This is a genomic window from Corallococcus sp. RDP092CA (assembly GCF_041903675.1).
GTDB lineage: Bacteria > Myxococcota > Myxococcia > Myxococcales > Myxococcaceae > Corallococcus.
The window spans coordinates 244,565-261,137 of record NZ_JAYESI010000003.1; the positions used below are offsets into that span (position 1 = coordinate 244,565).

Genomic DNA, 16,573 nt, shown 5'->3' on the forward strand with positions numbered 1-16,573 from the left:
CATGCGCATCGTCTGCCAGAAATGCGCGGCGGCCTACGCGATCGACGATCGGTTGATCACGACCAAGGGCGTCCGCGCGCAATGTCCTCGCTGCCGTCACCTCCAGCTCGTGAAGCGGGAGGCCTCGGCCGCGTCCGTGACGGCTCCTCCTGAAGGGGCCGCGCCCCCCGCCGCGCAAGAGCCCCGGAGCAATCCGGCGGCGGCCGCCGCGCCGGCGGCGCCCCGAAGCGCGCCCGCGAAACCCGCGGCGGCTGCGACCGCGCAGAAGGCCGCGGCGTCGGACCTCTTCGGAGACTTCGGCGAGATGCCGGAGCTGGGACCGCCGGGGAGCGTGGACCCGTTCGCGGACCTGGGCCCGCCCGCGTCGCGCACGTCGGGCGGCCTCCCCTCGGACCCGTTCGCGGACCTGGGCCCGGCGGCTCCGGCGGCGTCCACGCCCAGGGCGTCCCCCGCCGCGAAGCCCGGCCCGCCGGTGCCCGACGCTCCCGGGGGCGCGGCTCCCGCCTCGGCGGCATCCCCCCAGGTTCCGGTGGATCCGCTGCTCGACTTCCTCGGGCCGGCGCCCGGGGGCCTGGAGCCGGAAGCGCCGTCTCCCGCGCGTGCGTCCTCCTCGGCTCCCGCCGGAGCGGTGCCGCTGGGCCGCATGTCCGCCCGCACCCCCGCGCCGAACATTCCGAAGCCGGAGATGCACACCAACTGCCGCGCGTGCGGCAAGGACCTGGCGGATCCCTTCGACCAGGCCATGGGCATCTGCGAGGACTGCAAGCAGCGCGAGGCCGCGTTCCCCCGGGAGGCCACCGTGCTGGTGGCGCCCGAGGTGGCGGCCACGGCGCCTCCGCCCGACAACGGCGGCCTGGTGGAGCTGCCGGTGATGAGCGGCCTGGACGCCACCGCGTCCGGGGGCGAGCCCCGGTCCGAAGGGGCCACGGCGCTGGCGTCGGACTCGCGCGTGAGCTCGGTGAAGCCGGCGCGCACGTCGCACATCACGGCCGCGCCGGTCCGCAGCGCCCAGCGCGGCGGGAGCGGCGGCGGCAGCCGTGCCGGGGTCGTGGGGCTGCTGGTGCTGGGGATCCTCGGGGCCGGCGGCGCGGGCTACTACTTCCTCGTGCACAAGCCCCAGGAGGAGCAGCGGATCCGCGACGCGCGGCCCGCCGCTCCGGCCCCGATTCCGCAGGAGGTGCTGGCCTCGGTGGGCCGGTGGAAGCTCCAGTTCCTGGAGCTGGAGGGCACCAGCGCGGAGCACCTGGCCGCCGGCCAGAAGCAGCTCAAGCTGGATCAGCGCGTCGCGTACACGGAGGCGGAGGAGTCCTTCCAGCAGGCGCTGCTGCTGGACCCCCGCAGCACGGACGCCATCGCCGGGTACGTGCAGGCGCTGGCGCTCGGGCGCGGACCGGGCATGGACGACAACTCCTTCCAGGAGGCGCGCGAGCTCATCCAGGCCGCGAAGGGCATGGCCGGCGAGACGCCCGCGCTGCTCGTCGCGCACGCGAACCTGCTCCTGGCGCGCGCGCGTCAGCCGGGCAACCTGGAGGAGGCGGCGCGGCTGGCGACGGAGGTGCTGTCCCAGCCGGGCGCCGCGGACGCCTACAAGGCGGAGGCGCACCTGGTGCTGGGGCGCTCTCACGTGGCCACGTCGCGCGAGCTGGCGAACCAGGAGTTCGAGGCCGCGCGCAAGCTGGCGCCGAACCTGAAGCGCGTGGACTACTACAGCGCGCTCGCCCACGAGCAGGCCGGCCAGTACGGCCTGGCGCTGAAGCAGCTGAACCAGCGCATGAAGCTGGATCCGCAGGACTGGAACAGCCTGGAGGCCGCCGCCCGCATCTACGTGGAGGTGGGGGAGACCGACCGCGCGCGCAAGCTGTACGAGGACCGGCTGAAGGCGAAGGCGGGCGACGTGAGCGCCTCGCTGGCGCTGGCGGTGCTGCGCTACCAGGCGGAGGGCAACGCGCGCGACGCCGTGCGCGCCCTGAAGGAGCTGACGAAGAACGCTTCCCGCTACGGCTCGCGCGACGCCTCCGAGATCTACAGCCACCTGGCCGCGGCGCAGCGCACGGCGGGCAACGACGCTGGCGCGGAGGAGGCGGCGTCGCAGGCGCTGAAGGTGGTGCCGGCGATGCCGGAGGCCCACCTGCAGTGGTTCATGGTGGCGCTGTCCCGGAAGGACGCGGCGCTGGCCCGCGAGCACCTGAAGGGCTTCCAGGGCCGGCTGCAGGACGCGGCGCTGGAGAAGGTGCTGGAGGGACGGGTGCTCCTCCTGGAGGGCGACGCGGCCGGCGCGCAGGAGCGCTTCCAGCAGGCGGTGCGGCTGGACGACCGCCGCATGGACGCGAAGCTGCTGGAGGGCGTGGCGGCGGCGAGCGCGAAGAAGCGCGACGAGGCCTACCGCATCTTCTACCCGGTGCTGGAGGCGCGCGAGTGGGATCCGCTGAGGCTCGCGCCCCGGCCCGCGCTGTCGCGCTTCTGGCTGCGGCCGGGCGACACCCTGATGGGCGTGGAGAACGTGGTGAAGGCCCTGAGCGAGCGCCAGGAAGACGTGCAGCCCCTGCTCTACGAGGGCCTGGTGCGCTTCCACCAGGGGAACCGGCAGGCGGCGGAGCAGCTCTTCGAGTCCGTGGTGGAGGTGAGCCCGAACAACGGCGGCGCGCAGGCGTACCGGGCGCTCATCGCGCTGGGCACGAAGGGGGCGCAGGCGCGTCCGCTCGCGGAGCGCGCGGTGGCGGTCGAGCGCGGGCTGCCGGTGGCGCGCCTGGCGCTGGGGCTCGCGCAGGCGGCGGACGGGAGGGTGCCGGAGGCGATGCGCACGCTGCAGTCCACGCTGGACGTGGCGCCGAAGATGCTGTCCGCGCAGGCGAAGCTGGCGGAGCTGCAGGTGAAGTCGAAGCCGCAGGAGGCGCGCGCGGTGCTGGAGAAGGTGGTGGGGCTGGACCCGTCCTACTTCCCGGCGAAACAGCTGCTCTTCAAACTGGACGAGCGAGGTTGACGTGAAGGTCCTGTTGCTGGGGTCGGGCGGACGCGAGCACGCGCTCGCGTGGAAGCTGGCCCAGAGTCCCCGCCTGTCGCGGCTCCTGGTGGGCCCGGGCAACCCGGGCACGGCGCGGTGGGGCACCAACGTGCCCCTGCAGGCGGACTCGCCGGAGGCGGTGGTGTCGCTGGCGCGCCGCGAGCGCGTGGACCTGGTGGTGGTGGGCCCGGAGGCGCCCCTCGTCGCGGGCGTCGCGGACGCGCTGGCGCAGGTGGACATCCCGTGCTTCGGCCCCGTCGCCGCGGCCGCGCGCATCGAGGGCTCCAAGGCGTTCGCCAAGGAGGTGATGGCGGAGGCGGGCGTGCCCACCGCGGCCTTCCGCGTGTTCACCGACGCGGCGGAGGCGGAGGCATACGCCGTCGCGCAGGGCCGCATCGTGGTGAAGGCGGACGGCCTGGCCGCGGGCAAGGGCGTCATCGTCGCGCCGGACGCGGAGGCCGCGCGGGACGCGGTGCGCGCCGTGGCGCAGATGGGGCAGGCGGGCCAGCGGATGGTGCTGGAGGAGCTGCTGGAGGGCGAGGAGGTGTCGCTGATGGCCCTGTGCGACGGCGAGCGCTACGTGCTCCTGCCGCTGTCGCAGGACCACAAGCGCGTGGGCGAGGGCGACACGGGCCCCAACACCGGCGGCATGGGCGCGTACTGCCCGGCGCCGTTCCTCACGGAGGCGCAGCTGGCGAAGGTGGGCGAGCAGGTCATCGCGCCCACGCTGGCGGCGCTCAAGCGGCGCGGCACGCCGCTGCGAGGCGTGCTGTACGCTGGGCTGATGCTCACGGCGTCCGGCCCGAAGGTGCTGGAGTTCAACGCGCGCTTCGGGGACCCGGAGACGCAGGTCCTGATGATGCAGGTGGACGAGGACCTGCTGCCGCTGATGGAGGCGTGCGCGAAGGGCGCGCTGGAGCCCCGGCCGCTGAAGCAGTTCCCGGGCGCGTCGGTGGGCGTGGTGCTGGCGGCGGAGGGCTACCCGGAGGCGCCGAGGAAGGGCCAGCGGATTGAAGGGCTGGACGCGGTGGCGTCGAACGCGCCGGTGTTCCTCGCGGGCGTGGCGAAGCAGGACGGCGCGCTGGTGACTGCGGGCGGCCGGGTGCTGACGGTGTGCGCGCGGGGCGACAGCCTGGCGACGGCGCGGGAGCGGGCCCTGGCGGCGGCGGACGCCGTGCGCTTCGAGGGCAGGCACTTCCGCCGGGACATTGGCGCGCGGGGGCTGCGGGCGCGGCCGTGAAGCTGCTGGCGCGCTACCTGCTCAAGGAGCTGCTCGTCCCCCTGTGCGTCTGGGTGGCGTTCATGTTCCTGCTGCTGTTCGTGATGCAGTTCCTGCGCGGCACGGACGTGCTGCTGGGCTCGGCGGTGACGCTGGTGGACCTGGGCCGGCTCATCGCGTACCTGGCGCCGCACTTCCTGGTGATGGCGCTGCCCATCGCGTTCCTGCTGGCCATCCTGCTGGGCCTGGGGCGGCTGGGGGAGGACCGGGAGCTCACGTCGCTGCAGGCCCTGGGCATCAGCCCGCTCCAGTTGCTGGCGGCGCCGCTGGGCGTGGGCCTGGCGCTGAGCGCGTTCATGGTGCTGCTCACGTCCACGGTGGAGCCGTGGGGCCTCACGGGCGTGAAGGACCTGGTGGGCGAGGTCATCCAGAAGAACGTCGCGGGCGACGTGAAGTCCGGCGTCTTCTACGAGGACCTGAGCGACCTGACGCTGTACGCGCAGAAGGTGGCGCCCAAGGGCGGCGGGTGGACGAACGTGCTGCTCCACGACGACCGCGACCCCAGCTCGCCGCTGCTGGTGCTGGCGCACCAGGGCCGCGTGGGCACGTCCGAGCGGGGCGAGGCGCTGCGAATCGAGCTGCGGGAGGGCGAGGTGCACCGCGCCAACCGCTCCTCGGTGGACGCGAGCGTCGTCGCCTTCGAGAAGGCGGAGATCAACGTGGGGCTGGGCGGGTCGCTGTCGCGGCGCAACCGGTTCCGCTCCCCCAAGGAGGAGCTGACGCCGGCGGAGCTGCTGGCGGCGGCGAAGGACGCGGAGGAGCGGAGGGAGGACCCGCGTCCCTTCCTGATGGCGCTGCACAGCCGGCTGGGCAACGCGGTGGCGCCGGTGGCGTTCGCGCTGCTGGGCACGCCGCTGGCCATCGGCCGCCGGCAGGCGGGCCGCGCGTGGGGCTACCTGCTGACGCTGGGCGGCTACGTCCTCTACTACCTGTTGAGCCGGGCCTTCGAGCAGATGGGGCAGAAGGGGCAGCTGCCGGTGCTCGTCGCGGGGCAGCTGGCCAACGTGCTCTTCATGGTGGTGGGGGCGCTCGCGCTGTACCGCGTGACGCGTTCGGGGACGGTGCGATGAAGGGCACCCTCTTCGGGTACGTGGTGCGCGCGTACGTGCGCCAGACGCTGGGCATCCTGGCGGGCGTGGTGGCGGTGTTCCTGGTGGTGGACTTCGTGGACCGCGCGAAGGCCTACGGCGGCGAGGGCTGGGTGCGGGACGTGCTCAAGCTCTACGGCTACAAGGCGCTGGTGTCGGTGCAGCAGCTGGGGCCGGCGGCGCTGCTCCTGGCGGCGGGCACCACGGTGTCGGCGCTGCGCAAGCGGGGCGAGGTGACGGCGCTCCGGGCGCTCACCTTCGGGCCCGCGGCGCTCTACCTGCCGGTGGGGCTGTGCGCGCTGGTGGCGTGCGTGGGGCTGGTGGCCTTCGACGAGACGGTGGCCGCGCGAGCGGGCCGGCGCGTGGATGAAATCACCACGCAGCGCTTCAACCGCTGGGGCGACTGGCGGATGTACTACACGCCCAAGCAGTGGTTCCGGCGGGGGGACTCCATCTTCTTCCTGCGCGGCGGCGACCCGCAGGAGGGCTTCGAGAACGTCTCCATCTTCACGCTGACGCCCGAGTTCAAGCTGCGCCGCCGCGTGGACGCGGGGCGGATGCGCCCGCTGGAGGGGACGCGCTGGGAGCTGACGGACGTGGTGGAGCGCACGTTCACGGAGGACGGGCGCACGTCGGTGATGCAGCGGCCCACCGCGGAGTACGAGCTGGGCGTGGGCGCGACGACGTTCCGCATCCGGCCGGGCCGTCCGGAGCAGATGCGCCTGGGAGAGCTGGGCGAGCAGATCGCCGCGCGGGAGGAGGTGGGCCTCGCGACGAAGGCCTTCCAACTGGCGTGGCACAACCGCTTCGCGTACCCGCTGGCGGGGCTGCCGGCGGCGCTGCTGGCGGTGGGCCTGGCGCTGCGGACGAACCGGCGGGGACACCTGACGGCGGCGGTGGTGGAGGGGCTGCTCATCGCCGTGGCCATGTGGGGCCTGATGGTGGTGTCCCGGACGCTGGTGCTCACCGAGCGCCTGGCGCCCGCCGTGGCCGCCTGGATGCCCACGACGCTGCTGACCCTGGTGGCGGCGGCCCTGTGGCTGCGCCGCGAGGGCCTGCTGCACCTGCCGCGCCGGAGCGTCACACGGCCGGCCTGAGGGCGCTCACCCGCGGAGCAGCCGGCGCGTGTGACGGGCGAGCTGCACCTCCTCATCGCTGGGCAGCACGCGCACCGGGCACGGTGCGCCGTCGGTCGTGATGACCTCCGCGCCCGCTTCGTTCCGCCGGGCATCGAAGCGGATGCCCAGGTGGCCCAGCCTCTCGCACACGCCCTGGCGGACCCGCGCGCTGTTCTCCCCGATGCCGCCCGTGAACACGAGCAGGTCCAGCCCGCCGAGCACCGCCGCGTAGGCCCCCACCGTCTTCGCGATGCTCCGCGTGAAGACCTCCACCGCCAGCGCCGCCGCGGCATCTCCCGCCGCCGCGTCGCGCGCGAGGGCCTGCATGTCGCTGGTCCCGTCCGAGAGGCCCCGCAGCCCGGCGTCGCGGTTCACCAGCGTCTCCAGGGCGTCCGCGTCCATCCCGCGCGTGCGCATCAGGAACAAGAGCACGCCCGGATCCAGGTCGCCCGTGCGCGTGCCGCTGGGGATGCCGCCCGTGGGCGTGAAGCCCATGGACGTGTCCACGGAGCGTCCGTTCTCAAGCGCCACGAGGCTCGCGCCGTTGCCCAGGTGGGCCACCACGGTGCGGGCGGGCACCTGGGGCGCGAGCCTGGCGACGATGGACTCATACGACAGGCCATGGAAGCCATACCGCTGCACGCCCTGCTCGCGCACGGAGCGGGGCAGGGGGAGCGTCGACGCGACCTCCGGCAGCGTCGCGTGGAAGGCCGTGTCGAAGCAGACGAACTGCGGCACGCCCGGGTAGCGCTGCTGCGCGGCCCGGATGAGCCGGAGCGCGGGGGGGATGTGCAGCGGCGCGAAGTGCGTCGCGTCCTCCAGCGCCTTCATCACCTCCGGCGTCAGGGCCTGGTGCTGGCGCAGGTGGGGACCGCCATGCACCACGCGGTGCCCGAGGGCCCGGGGCCGCGCTCCGCCCAGCTCCTCCAGGTGGCGCACGGCCTCATGGAAGGCGTCCTCCTGCGACGGCTGCCGCACGTCCGCCGCGCGCACCTGCTCCCCGGCGCCGTCCTTCACGACCAGCCGGCCCTGCTCCGCGCCGATGCGGGTCGCGCTGCCCTTGAACCGCACCGCCTCCTGTCCGTCCTGCTCGACGTAGAGGCCGAACTTCAGCGACGACGAGCCGCTGTTGATGACCAGCACCGGGCCCGGGTCGCTCATCGCGCGGTCCACTTCCAGCTCGCCACCTCGGGCATGTCCTCGCCGTGCTCGGACACGTAGAGCTTGTGCCGCTGGCGCACCTCGGAGAAGCGCTGCTCCGCGTCGTCCAGCCGGTGGCGCACGGACTTCGAGTGCCGGATGGCATCCAGCGCCAGGGTGAAGCGGTCCATGTCGTTGAGCACCGTCATGTCGAACGGCGTCGTCGTGGTCCCCTCCTCCTTGTACCCGTGCACGTGGATGTTGGCGTGGTTGGCCCGGTTGTACGTGAGCTTGTGCACCAGCGTGGGGTAGCCGTGGAACGCGAACACCACGGGCTTGTCCACGGTGAACAGGCGGTTGAAGTCCTCCTCGTTGAGGCCGTGCGGGTGGACGTGCACGGGCGCGAGCGTGAAGACGTCCACCACGTTCACCACGCGCACCTTGAGCTCCGGGGCCCACTCGCGCAGCAGCGTCACCGCGGCCAGCGTCTCCATGGTGGGCACGTCGCCCGCGCAGGCCATCACCACGTCCGGGTCGCCGTCGTCGTTGCCGGCCCAGTCCCACGCGCCGATTCCGTCCGAGCAGTGGCGCACCGCGCTCGGCATGTCCAGCCACACCGGCGCGGGCTGCTTCCCCGCGATGATGAGGTTCACGTAGTTCTTCGAGCGCAGGCAGTGGTCCGTCACCGACAACAGCGTGTTCGCGTCCGGCGGCAGGTAGATGCGCACCGTGTCCGCCTTCTTGTTGGCCACGTGGTCGATGAAGCCCGGGTCCTGGTGGGAGAACCCGTTGTGGTCCTGCCGCCACACGTGCGAGCTGAGCAGGTAGTTCAGCGACGCGATGGGCTTGCGCCAGGGCAGCTCCCGGGCGCTCTTGATCCACTTGGCGTGCTGGTTGAACATCGAATCGATGATGTGGATGAACGCCTCGTAGCAGGAGAAGAAGCCGTGGCGGCCGGTGAGCAGGTAGCCCTCCAGCCACCCCTGGCAGAGGTGCTCGCTCAAGACCTCCATCACGCGGCCATCCACGGAGAGGTGCTCGTCCGTGGAGAGCTGCTGCGCGTCCCAGCTCTTGCCGCTGACGGCGTAGACGTCCTGGAGCCGGTTGGACGCGTTCTCGTCCGGGGCGAACATGCGGAAGTTCTTCGTCGCCAGGTTGTTGCGCATCACGTCCCGCAGGTAGCCGCCCAGGACCTTCGTGGCGCTGACGTGCTGGGAGCCGGGCACGCCCGGGTCGATGGCGTAGTCGCGGAAGCTCGGCAGCGCGAGCGGCACCAGCAGCTGGCCGCCGTTCGCGTGCGCGTTGACGCCCATGCGCAGGCGGCCCTTGGGCGCGATGTCCGCCAGCTCCTCGCGGAAGGTGCCGTTCGCGTCGAACAGCTCGCGCGGCCGGTAGCTGTGGAGCCACGCCTCGAGGATCTTCAGGTGCTCGGGGTTGTCGCGCACCGCCTCCAGCGGCACCTGGTGGGCGCGCCACGTGCCCTCCACGGGCTTGCCGTCCACGACCTTCGGGCCGGTCCACCCCTTGGGGGTGCGCAGCACGAGCATGGGCCAGCGCGGGCGGGTGGCGTCGTTCTGCTCGCGGGCGTGGCGCTGGATGCGGGTGATCTCCGCGTAGAGCGCGTCGAGCACCTCCGCCATCCGCTGGTGCATGTCCTTCGGGTCGTCGCCCTCCAGGAAGTAGGGCTTGTAGCCGTAGCCCTTGAAGAGGGCCTCCAGCTCGTCGGCGTCGATGCGGGCGAGCACCGTGGGGTTGGCGATCTTGTACCCGTTGAGGTGCAGGATGGGCAGGACGGCGCCGTCGGTGATGGGGTTGATGAACTTGTTGGAGTGCCAGCTCGCGGCGAGCGCGCCCGTCTCCGCCTCGCCGTCGCCGACGACGCAGGGGACGATGAGGTCCGGGTTGTCCAGCACGGCGCCGTACGCGTGGAGCAGCGAGTAGCCCAGCTCGCCGCCCTCGCTGATGGAGCCGGGGACCTCGGGGGCGTCGTGGCTGGGGACGCCGTAGGGCCAGGAGAACTGGCGGAACAGGCGCTTCATGCCGTCGCGGTTGCGCTCGATGTTGGGGTACAGCTCCGTGTAGGAGCCTTCGAGGAACGTGTTGGCGATGATTCCGGGCGCGCCGTGGCCGGGGCCAATCAGATACATCATGTTGGCGCGGTGGTTCCGGATGATGCGGTTCAGGTGCACGTAGATGAAGTTGAGGCCGGGCGTGGTGCCGAAGTGGCCCAGGAGGCGGGGCTTGATGTCCTCGCGCGTGAGGGGCCGCTCCAGGAGCGGGTTGTCCTTGAGGTAGATCTGCCCGACGGACAGGTAGTTCGCCGCGCGCCAGTAGGCGTCCATCTTCTCCAGCTCTACGTCACTCAGCGGACCCGCCATCTTTCAGCTCCCGGGGTGAAGGTCGTGCGTCCCGGGGCGGATGCGACTCCACCTGGCCTGCTCCATGCAATGTCTGTGATGGGAAAAGTCGGGCGCGTCGGCTTCCCGACAGCGGAGCGACGGTTGCGTGACGGTTGCGTCTGCCGCGAGCGCTGGCGCCGCTGGAGCGCATTGGCCGCCAGCGGACACCCTGGCTCCGAGGAACCCCGGGCGTCAGTGGGAGACGGTGACGTCGGACAGGTTCACCGGCGTGGTGACGCGCTTCATCCTGGGGAAGAACAGGCCGGCCGTGAACGCGGCGAGCATCGCCGAGCACATGATCCAGAAGTTGATGGACAGGCCGGTGTTCAGCGCGCTGCCGAGCGACTCCACGATGGCGGGAGCCAGGCCGCGCCCGTGCTCGGGGCCGAGCAGCTCCGTGGCGGCGCTCACGGGCACGTTCGGGTCCTTCATGAGCTGATTCACCAGCACGCCGCCCATCACGCCCACGCCGAGCGACCCGCCGATGGTGCGGAAGAACATGCTGCTCGCGGTGGCCACGCCGCGAAGCTCCCAGCCCACGGTGGTCTGCACGGCGACCATGGTGGCCATGGCCGCGAAGCCCAGGCCCACGCCGAACAGCCCCATGGCGAACTCCGGCACGAGCATGGAAGCCCCCGGCTTGAGCAGCAGCGCCATGAGCGCGGTGCCGATGGAGGCCAGGCCCAGCCCGCCGACGATGAGCGGCCGGAAGCCGGTGCGCACCATCACCTTGCCGCCGATGAGGCTCGCCAGCGGCCAGCCGACGATCATGGGGGTGATCATCCCGCCCGCCATCGTGGCCGAACCGCCGAGCACGCCCTGCACGTACAGGGGCACGTAGGTGGTGGCGCCGAACTGGGCGGCGGAGAAGAGGGCGCCGGCCACGTTGGAGATGGCGATGGTGGGGATCTTGAAGATGCTCATCGGGATGATGGGCTCGGCGGCGCGGAGCTCCACGAGCACGAACGCGGTGAGGAGCAGGGCGGCCACGGGCAGCGCGAGCAGCGTCGTCCCAGAGCCCTGCACGCCGAACAGCAGGGCCACGACGCCCGAGGACAGCAGCGCGGCGCCGGCGTAGTCGAGCCGGGCGCGCTCCTTGCGTTGGAGCTGCTCGTGGAAGAACCCGATGAGCAGCGCCATGGACGCGATGCCGATGGGGATGTTGATGAAGAAGATCCAGTGCCACGTGAGGTACTTCACGATGAGGCCGCCGGTGAGGGGGCCCGCGAGGCCGGCGATGCCCCACACGGCGCTGAACGCGCCCTGGACCTTCCCGCGCTGCTCCAGCGTGTAGATGTCCCCGATGATGGTGAGCGCGATGGGCTGCATGGCGCCCGCGCCCAGCCCCTGGAGGACGCGGAACACGATGAGCATGTTCATCGACGTGGAGAACCCGCACGCCAGGGACGACAGCAGGAACAGGCTGGAGCCGAAGAGGATGATGGGCTTGCGGCCGTAGAGGTCGGCGAGCTTCCCGTAGATGGGGACGGTGATGGTGGAGGACAGCATGTACGCGGTGAAGACCCACGCGTAGTGCTGGATGCCGCCCAGGTCGCTGACCACCGTGGGCATGGCGGTGGAGACGACGGTCATCTCCAGCGCGGCCACGAAGAGGCACAGCGCCAGAGCCAGGGTGGTGAAAGGTCGATGGGTGGTGCGCATGTCGGAAGGAGGACCCGGGGAAGGCCCCTGGGTAACGCGTGCCCGTCCGGAGCGCCAACGTCAAGCGCGTGAAAAGGGGGGCCGGGGCCCGCCGCCGGGGATTCCAGGTCCAGTCCGGAAGGGCAGGCGCCCACGAGGTGGGATAGGGTCCGGCGGCCTCGCGAGGTCGAGGCGCACGGCATGGGCACGGAAACGAAGACGGTCGAAGCAGGGCGCTGGAGGGCGGCGGTCGCCGCGGTGTTGGGGCTCTACGCGGTGGGGCTGGTGCTGGCGGAGGCGGTGCTCCAGGCGGGAGCCATCCTGGCCACGGCGCTGGCCCTGGCGCTGGCGGTGACGAAGCGCCTGCGGCTGGAGAAGGACGTGAGGGCGTTCGTGCTGGCGAGCGCCGCCCTGTGCGTCTGGCAGCTCCTGTCTCCGGCGGTGGCGCTGATGACGGGCGCCGCGGCGAGGTGGCCGAGGGGCGCGAGGTACGGCCAGGCGCTGGACACGGTGGCGGGAGCGGCGGTCGCGTGCATCGGGACGCTGGGCGTGCCGTGGCTGCTGCTGGGAGGACTCGTCGCGGGAGGCTGGCTGGTGGCGGCCGCGCTGGGCTTCTTCCAGCACCGGGTGCCCTGGCCCTGGGAGCCGCCGAAGTTCACGAAGCTGAACCTGTCGCGCCTGCACGAGAACTTCGGGACGGAGGAGCACCCGAGGTACGCGGCCGGAGGTTTCTTCTTCCACCGGCTGCGGTTCGCCCACGGGGCGATCGCCGTGCTGGGGCCCGCGCTGGCGGTGCTGGGGCGCTCGAAGGTGACGCGGCAGCGGGTGCTGGCGGGGGCGGTGGTGCTGGGGCTGCTGCTGTCCATCTACGGCGCGTTCGCGCGCGCGGCGCTGGGCGCGGCGCTGGGCGTCTGCGTGCTGGCGCTGCTCTTGTTGCTGCGGGGGACGGCGAGGAAGGCGGGGCTGGGCGTGGCGGTGGCGCTGGTGTGCGGGGTGCTGCTGACGCCCGCGTGGAGGGAGCGGTTCGGCAAGGCGGTGGACAACCTCTTCGGCGGCGGGGAGCGCTCGCTGGCGATGTCCGTGGGGTGGCGCCTGGTGCGTGAGCACACGTGGGTGGGCGTGGGCTTCGGCAATCACAAACCCGCGGCCCTGGCGACGCAGGCGGAGACGGGCATCACGGACCTGCTGGCCACGGACTCGCACAACCTCTGGCTGACGGCGTGGGCGGAGACGGGGCTGGTGGGGCTGGTGCTGCTGGCGACGATGCACTTCCTGCTGGCGAAAGCGCTGGTGCGAAGGCACCGTGCGGGTTCGATTCCCGCCACGGGAGCGCTGCTGTCCTTCGTGGGCTTCCACGTCCTGGCCCTGGTGCACTACCTGCCGTTCCACCCCAGCGTGCACCTGTCGTTCATGCTCGTGTGGGGGCTGGGGCTGTGTGCGTACGGACGGGACGGTCAGGAGCCCGTGAAGCCCGGGTAACGGCTTCAGGCTCGATCAGAGTCCAAGCTCCAGGCCGATGCCCGGGGCCACGGACCAGAGCGTCTTCCTGGGGCCCGTGCCTGGATACCACTCGCCGACCAGCTGGGCGCGGAGGAACTCCAGGAAGGTGATGCCCACGAGCCCCTGGACCACCGGTCGGGAGCACGCGGTCACGTGGCTGGCGCCGCCGTCCGGGCAGCTGTTCGTGCCGTAGCGGTCGTTCGCGCTGAACAGCCACCCCGCGCGAAGCGCGAGGCGACTCTGTGAGAGGAAGGTCTGTCCCGAGCGGGGCTGGAACTCGAGCCCCCCGGTCAGCGCCACGCCAAACGGATCGCTGCTGCTGCCGGAGGAGAGGACGTCCTCGAGGCCCCGGAACCCGACCGTCCCCGCCAACCGGAGTCCGGACGACAAGGGCATTTCGGAAACCCCGACGCTCAGCCCCACCTCGCTCACCGTGGGCCCCATCGTGACGTGCAGCACCAGGCGCTGGGGCTCATAGCTGATGCTGTCCACCGCCAGCTTGCTGGCGAAGCGGACCGTGGGCCTGTCGGACGCGGGCTGCACCGCCGCGAGCCGGCCTGCCGCGTTACCCAGCGCATGGCGGATGCGCTGGACGGCGAGGTCGCCTCGGCCCTCCGGCACGCCCAGGTCGCGGAAGCTGAAGCCATAGGCCCCCAGCAGCCGCATCGCGTACGACAGCTCCGATTCGTCCTGGTCCTGTCTCCAGTCCGGCCACGCGTCGGGCTGGAGGCCCGGGACATGGGGCGGCGACTGGCCCGCCATGGCCCGGTCACAGTGCGCGTTGCGCCAGGTGCCCTGGGGAACTGCCTCGGCTGCCTTGCTGCATGCGTCGTAGAGCTGGTCCAGCGACATCTGCAACAGCGCCCGGAAGTCCGCCAGCGCCTCGCCCTGACACCGCTGCTCCGCGCCCGGCGAGGAGTCATATACGGCGCTCATGCAGGCGAAGGGCTGCCATCCGCCAATGCCGTCCATCGCCGCCGCGTGAGGCTGCTCCGCTTGCGACCTCCCTTCCCGGAAGGCGTCATCCATCATCCGGCGGGCGTCATACATGCCGAGGTAGAAGTCAAAGACCCGGAAGCTCCTTTCAAAGAAGCCCAGGAACGCGAAGAGGGGCGCACCGGCCGCGGGGAAGTGCCGGCGGGGCAGGGTGAGGCGCTGGGCGATCTCCGGCTCCTCCTCCAGGAGCATCGCGAGCTCCTTTGAACGCGCGGTGTCTACGAATGCAGCCAGGAGGTCGGCGAGTGTTCCGGGAAGGGAGGGCGGTCTTGCTCCGGCCGGCGTGGAGCGGGAGACGGGGTACTCGGTTGCATCCGGATCGATGAAGGCGAAGGCGATGCCCGCGGGCGTCGTGCGCACGTCGGGCTGGGGAACGGGGCGCCACGCCAACGTGCCATTCGCTGTTTCGCGCAGGCCATCGCGCGCCAGCCTCACGGCCAGGCGGAGGGGCGTGTTGTCGAAGACGCCGCCATCAATGAACAGCTCGCGCCGCGCTTCTGAAGGCAGGCACACGCCCGGCGTGGCGGAGGACTTCGCCGCGCAGGTCCGCAGGGGTTGGGGCGGGAACGCGATGGGGAAGGACATGGACGCGAGCAGCAGCTCGCGGAGGTTCGCGAAGGGGATCTCCCCGTGCTCGTCCGTTTCGAGCATCAGCTCCAGCCGACGGCCCTCGCGAGTGGTGTAGTTGGTCGCGCGCGGTGGGCGCCCACGCCCGCGCCCCTGGATGCGGATGGCGAACTTCTCTTCGAGCCGGGGCAGGTCCAGCCGTCCGTTCGCCGCCTGGAGCGCGCGCGGTGAGAGCCGCGTCGTCGAGACCCCGAGCACCACGTCGCAGGAACGCTCCAGGCCGCGGTTCCAGGCCTGTTCGACGTGGGAGGCGCGTCGCTCCAGCGCCTCCCGGGAGAAGACCCCGAGCGGCGTCGTCGAGGTCGGGACGAAGAGGTCGTTGAAGCCGATGGGAACCCAGATGTCCCAGAACAACGACTGGCCCGGCGTGGACGCATCCACTCCGCAGGTCGCCATGATCGCCAGCAAGGCATTGAGGCTCCCCGCGGAGGCTCCCGTCACGAGCCGCAGGTCCACGGCGCGCTCGCCCTGCGAGGACGTCCCTGAGTAGTAGAGAAACCCTGCCTCGTACGTTCCCAGGGACACGCCGCCGCTCACGGTGAGCGACACGGCTTTCGGATCCGGAGCCTGGAGCGTGCCGAGCGTCTGGGCTCGCGCGTGTGTAGCAATCAGAGACAGCACGCAGGCGAAGATGCGGGCCAGGTGGTGGGTCATGTCTCTGACGACCCGTGTCATGGTCGTGCCTGCTGTCTTCCCTGGAGGGCCCGCCTGAAGACGCCCATCGTCTGTTGAGCGCATCGGTCCCAGGTGAATCGGGCCGCGCGCTCTCGTCCCAGCTCCATCAGGTTCCGACGCAGGTTTTCGTCCCTGAGCACCCGCAGCGTTGTCTCATGCCAGGACTTCGCCTCGCCGGGCGGGACTCGCAGCGCTGCGTCCCCTACGACTTCCGGCAAGGCCGTCGTGTCCGCCGCGATGACAGGGCACCCGGAGGCCATGGCTTCCAGCGCTGGCAATCCAAATCCCTCGTACTTCGACGGCAGGAGCAGCGCCGTGGCCGCTCCATAGAACAACGGCATCTCCGACTCCGGAAGTTGCTCCAGGTCGATGACGTTCTCGTGCAGGCCCACCTCATGGGCCACCGCCCCCCTGCCCGCGAGCAGCACCAGGGGCACCGGGAGGTCCGCCGCGAACTTCCCCAGCATCGCCAGGTTCTTGAACGGCTTCGCGTTGCCCACGACCGCGATGTACCGCTCCGGCAACTCGTGCCGCTCCCGGAACGCCTTGGCTTCGCTCATCGTGGGCGGCTGGAACCTCGAATCCACGCCGTTGTGGATCACCTGGAACCGGTACGGCGACAGCTTCAAATACTTGCCCAGCTCCTCCCGGGAGAAGTCAGACACGGTAATCAATGCCGTCGCCAACCGCGCCCGCGGCCCCACCACGACCTTGTAATAGAGGGCCTGCACCGGCGTGTATTGGTCCGCCAGCGCCAGGTGGTTCGCGTCATGCAACGTGGCTACCAGCCGGCCCGGCCAGAACAGCGGCAGCGAGAACGACGTCGCGTGGAACAGGTCTGGCTTCAGCTTCGTCAGCTCGTATGCCAGCAGCGGCTGCTCGGTCGGTGACAGATAGCCGGCCCGGGAGCGGTGCAGCGGAATCCTCGGCGTCAGCGCGCCCAGGTCGTCCGGCAGGCCCTGCGCCGGCACCAGCGCGGAGAACTCCAGGTCCGGGGCCAGGGCGGGCAGCCGGCGCGCCAGCTCCAGCGCGTACCTCGCGATGCCGTGGAGCTGACCACGCACCATTCTCAGGTCGAGGAGGACAGAAGGCACGCTCCCTGGCCTACC

Annotated in this window: 10 protein-coding genes; 5 read left to right on the forward strand and 5 right to left on the reverse strand. The window is 71.6% G+C overall.

Features of this window, described 5'->3' with window-relative positions:
* Position 1: 1 nt before the first annotated feature.
* Genes U8525_RS05350 through U8525_RS05365 form a run of 4 tightly spaced genes read left to right on the forward strand, consistent with a single transcriptional unit; the run spans position 2 to position 6,465 of the window.
* The gene (locus U8525_RS05350; RefSeq protein ID WP_374261908.1) at positions 2-2,980 is read left to right on the forward strand and encodes a zinc-ribbon domain-containing protein; all 2,979 of its coding nucleotides are present in this window, start codon (positions 2-4) and stop codon (positions 2,978-2,980) included.
* A 1-nt stretch (position 2,981) separates the two neighbouring features.
* Complete coding sequence (gene purD, locus U8525_RS05355) at positions 2,982-4,241, forward strand: phosphoribosylamine--glycine ligase (protein WP_374261911.1); 1,260 nt, start codon at positions 2,982-2,984, stop codon at positions 4,239-4,241.
* Positions 4,238-5,350 carry an LptF/LptG family permease gene (locus tag U8525_RS05360; RefSeq protein ID WP_374261913.1) on the forward strand — a complete coding sequence of 371 codons (1,113 nt, stop codon included), beginning with the start codon at positions 4,238-4,240 and terminating at the stop codon, positions 5,348-5,350. Before purD ends, U8525_RS05360 begins: the two co-directional genes overlap by 4 nt.
* Entirely contained in the window at positions 5,347-6,465 is a 1,119-nt protein-coding gene (locus tag U8525_RS05365) for an LptF/LptG family permease (RefSeq protein ID WP_374261916.1), read from the forward strand. The genes U8525_RS05360 and U8525_RS05365 overlap by 4 nt, the downstream gene beginning before the upstream one ends.
* A gap of 6 nt (positions 6,466-6,471) precedes the next feature.
* Here the strand turns inward: U8525_RS05365 and U8525_RS05370 are convergent, their stop codons facing one another.
* The 3 genes from U8525_RS05370 to U8525_RS05380 form a co-directional block, all read right to left on the reverse strand.
* Positions 6,472-7,647 carry an acetate/propionate family kinase gene (locus U8525_RS05370; RefSeq protein WP_374261918.1) on the reverse strand — a complete coding sequence of 392 codons (1,176 nt, stop codon included), beginning with the start codon at positions 7,645-7,647 and terminating at the stop codon, positions 6,472-6,474.
* The gene (locus U8525_RS05375) at positions 7,644-10,004 is read right to left on the reverse strand and encodes a phosphoketolase (protein ID WP_374261920.1); all 2,361 of its coding nucleotides are present in this window, start codon (positions 10,002-10,004) and stop codon (positions 7,644-7,646) included. The genes U8525_RS05370 and U8525_RS05375 overlap by 4 nt, the downstream gene beginning before the upstream one ends.
* Before the next feature lie 213 nt (positions 10,005-10,217).
* Entirely contained in the window at positions 10,218-11,687 is a 1,470-nt protein-coding gene (locus U8525_RS05380; RefSeq protein ID WP_374261924.1) for an MDR family MFS transporter, read from the reverse strand.
* A 180-nt stretch (positions 11,688-11,867) separates the two neighbouring features.
* Between U8525_RS05380 and U8525_RS05385 the strand changes: the two genes are divergently transcribed.
* Positions 11,868-13,145, forward strand: coding sequence for an O-antigen ligase family protein (locus U8525_RS05385; protein ID WP_374261927.1), 1,278 nt, complete (start codon positions 11,868-11,870; stop codon positions 13,143-13,145).
* A gap of 15 nt (positions 13,146-13,160) precedes the next feature.
* On the opposite strand, the gene U8525_RS05390 is transcribed toward U8525_RS05385, so the two are convergent.
* Together U8525_RS05390 and U8525_RS05395 are read right to left on the reverse strand one after the other, a co-directional pair.
* Positions 13,161-15,464, reverse strand: a complete 2,304-nt coding sequence (locus U8525_RS05390) for a patatin-like phospholipase family protein (RefSeq protein WP_374261930.1) — start codon at positions 15,462-15,464, stop codon at positions 13,161-13,163.
* Positions 15,461-16,531 carry a glycosyltransferase family 4 protein gene (locus U8525_RS05395; protein ID WP_374261932.1) on the reverse strand — a complete coding sequence of 357 codons (1,071 nt, stop codon included), beginning with the start codon at positions 16,529-16,531 and terminating at the stop codon, positions 15,461-15,463. The genes U8525_RS05390 and U8525_RS05395 overlap by 4 nt, the downstream gene beginning before the upstream one ends.
* Positions 16,532-16,573 lie beyond the last annotated feature (42 nt).

Excerpts from the sequence above, each read along its gene's own strand:
- U8525_RS05350 (WP_374261908.1), top strand. The coding sequence starts at position 2 with ATGCGCATCGTCTGCCAGAAATGCGCGGCGGCCTACGCGATCGACGAT.
- U8525_RS05365 (WP_374261916.1), top strand. The coding sequence starts at position 5,347 with ATGAAGGGCACCCTCTTCGGGTACGTGGTGCGCGCGTACGTGCGCCAG.
- U8525_RS05370 (WP_374261918.1), bottom strand. The coding sequence starts at position 7,647 with ATGAGCGACCCGGGCCCGGTGCTGGTCATCAACAGCGGCTCGTCGTCG.
- U8525_RS05375 (WP_374261920.1), bottom strand. The coding sequence starts at position 10,004 with ATGGCGGGTCCGCTGAGTGACGTAGAGCTGGAGAAGATGGACGCCTAC.
- U8525_RS05380 (WP_374261924.1), bottom strand. The coding sequence starts at position 11,687 with ATGCGCACCACCCATCGACCTTTCACCACCCTGGCTCTGGCGCTGTGC.
- U8525_RS05385 (WP_374261927.1), top strand. The coding sequence starts at position 11,868 with ATGGGCACGGAAACGAAGACGGTCGAAGCAGGGCGCTGGAGGGCGGCG.
- U8525_RS05390 (WP_374261930.1), bottom strand. The coding sequence starts at position 15,464 with ATGACACGGGTCGTCAGAGACATGACCCACCACCTGGCCCGCATCTTC.
- U8525_RS05395 (WP_374261932.1), bottom strand. The coding sequence starts at position 16,531 with ATGGTGCGTGGTCAGCTCCACGGCATCGCGAGGTACGCGCTGGAGCTG.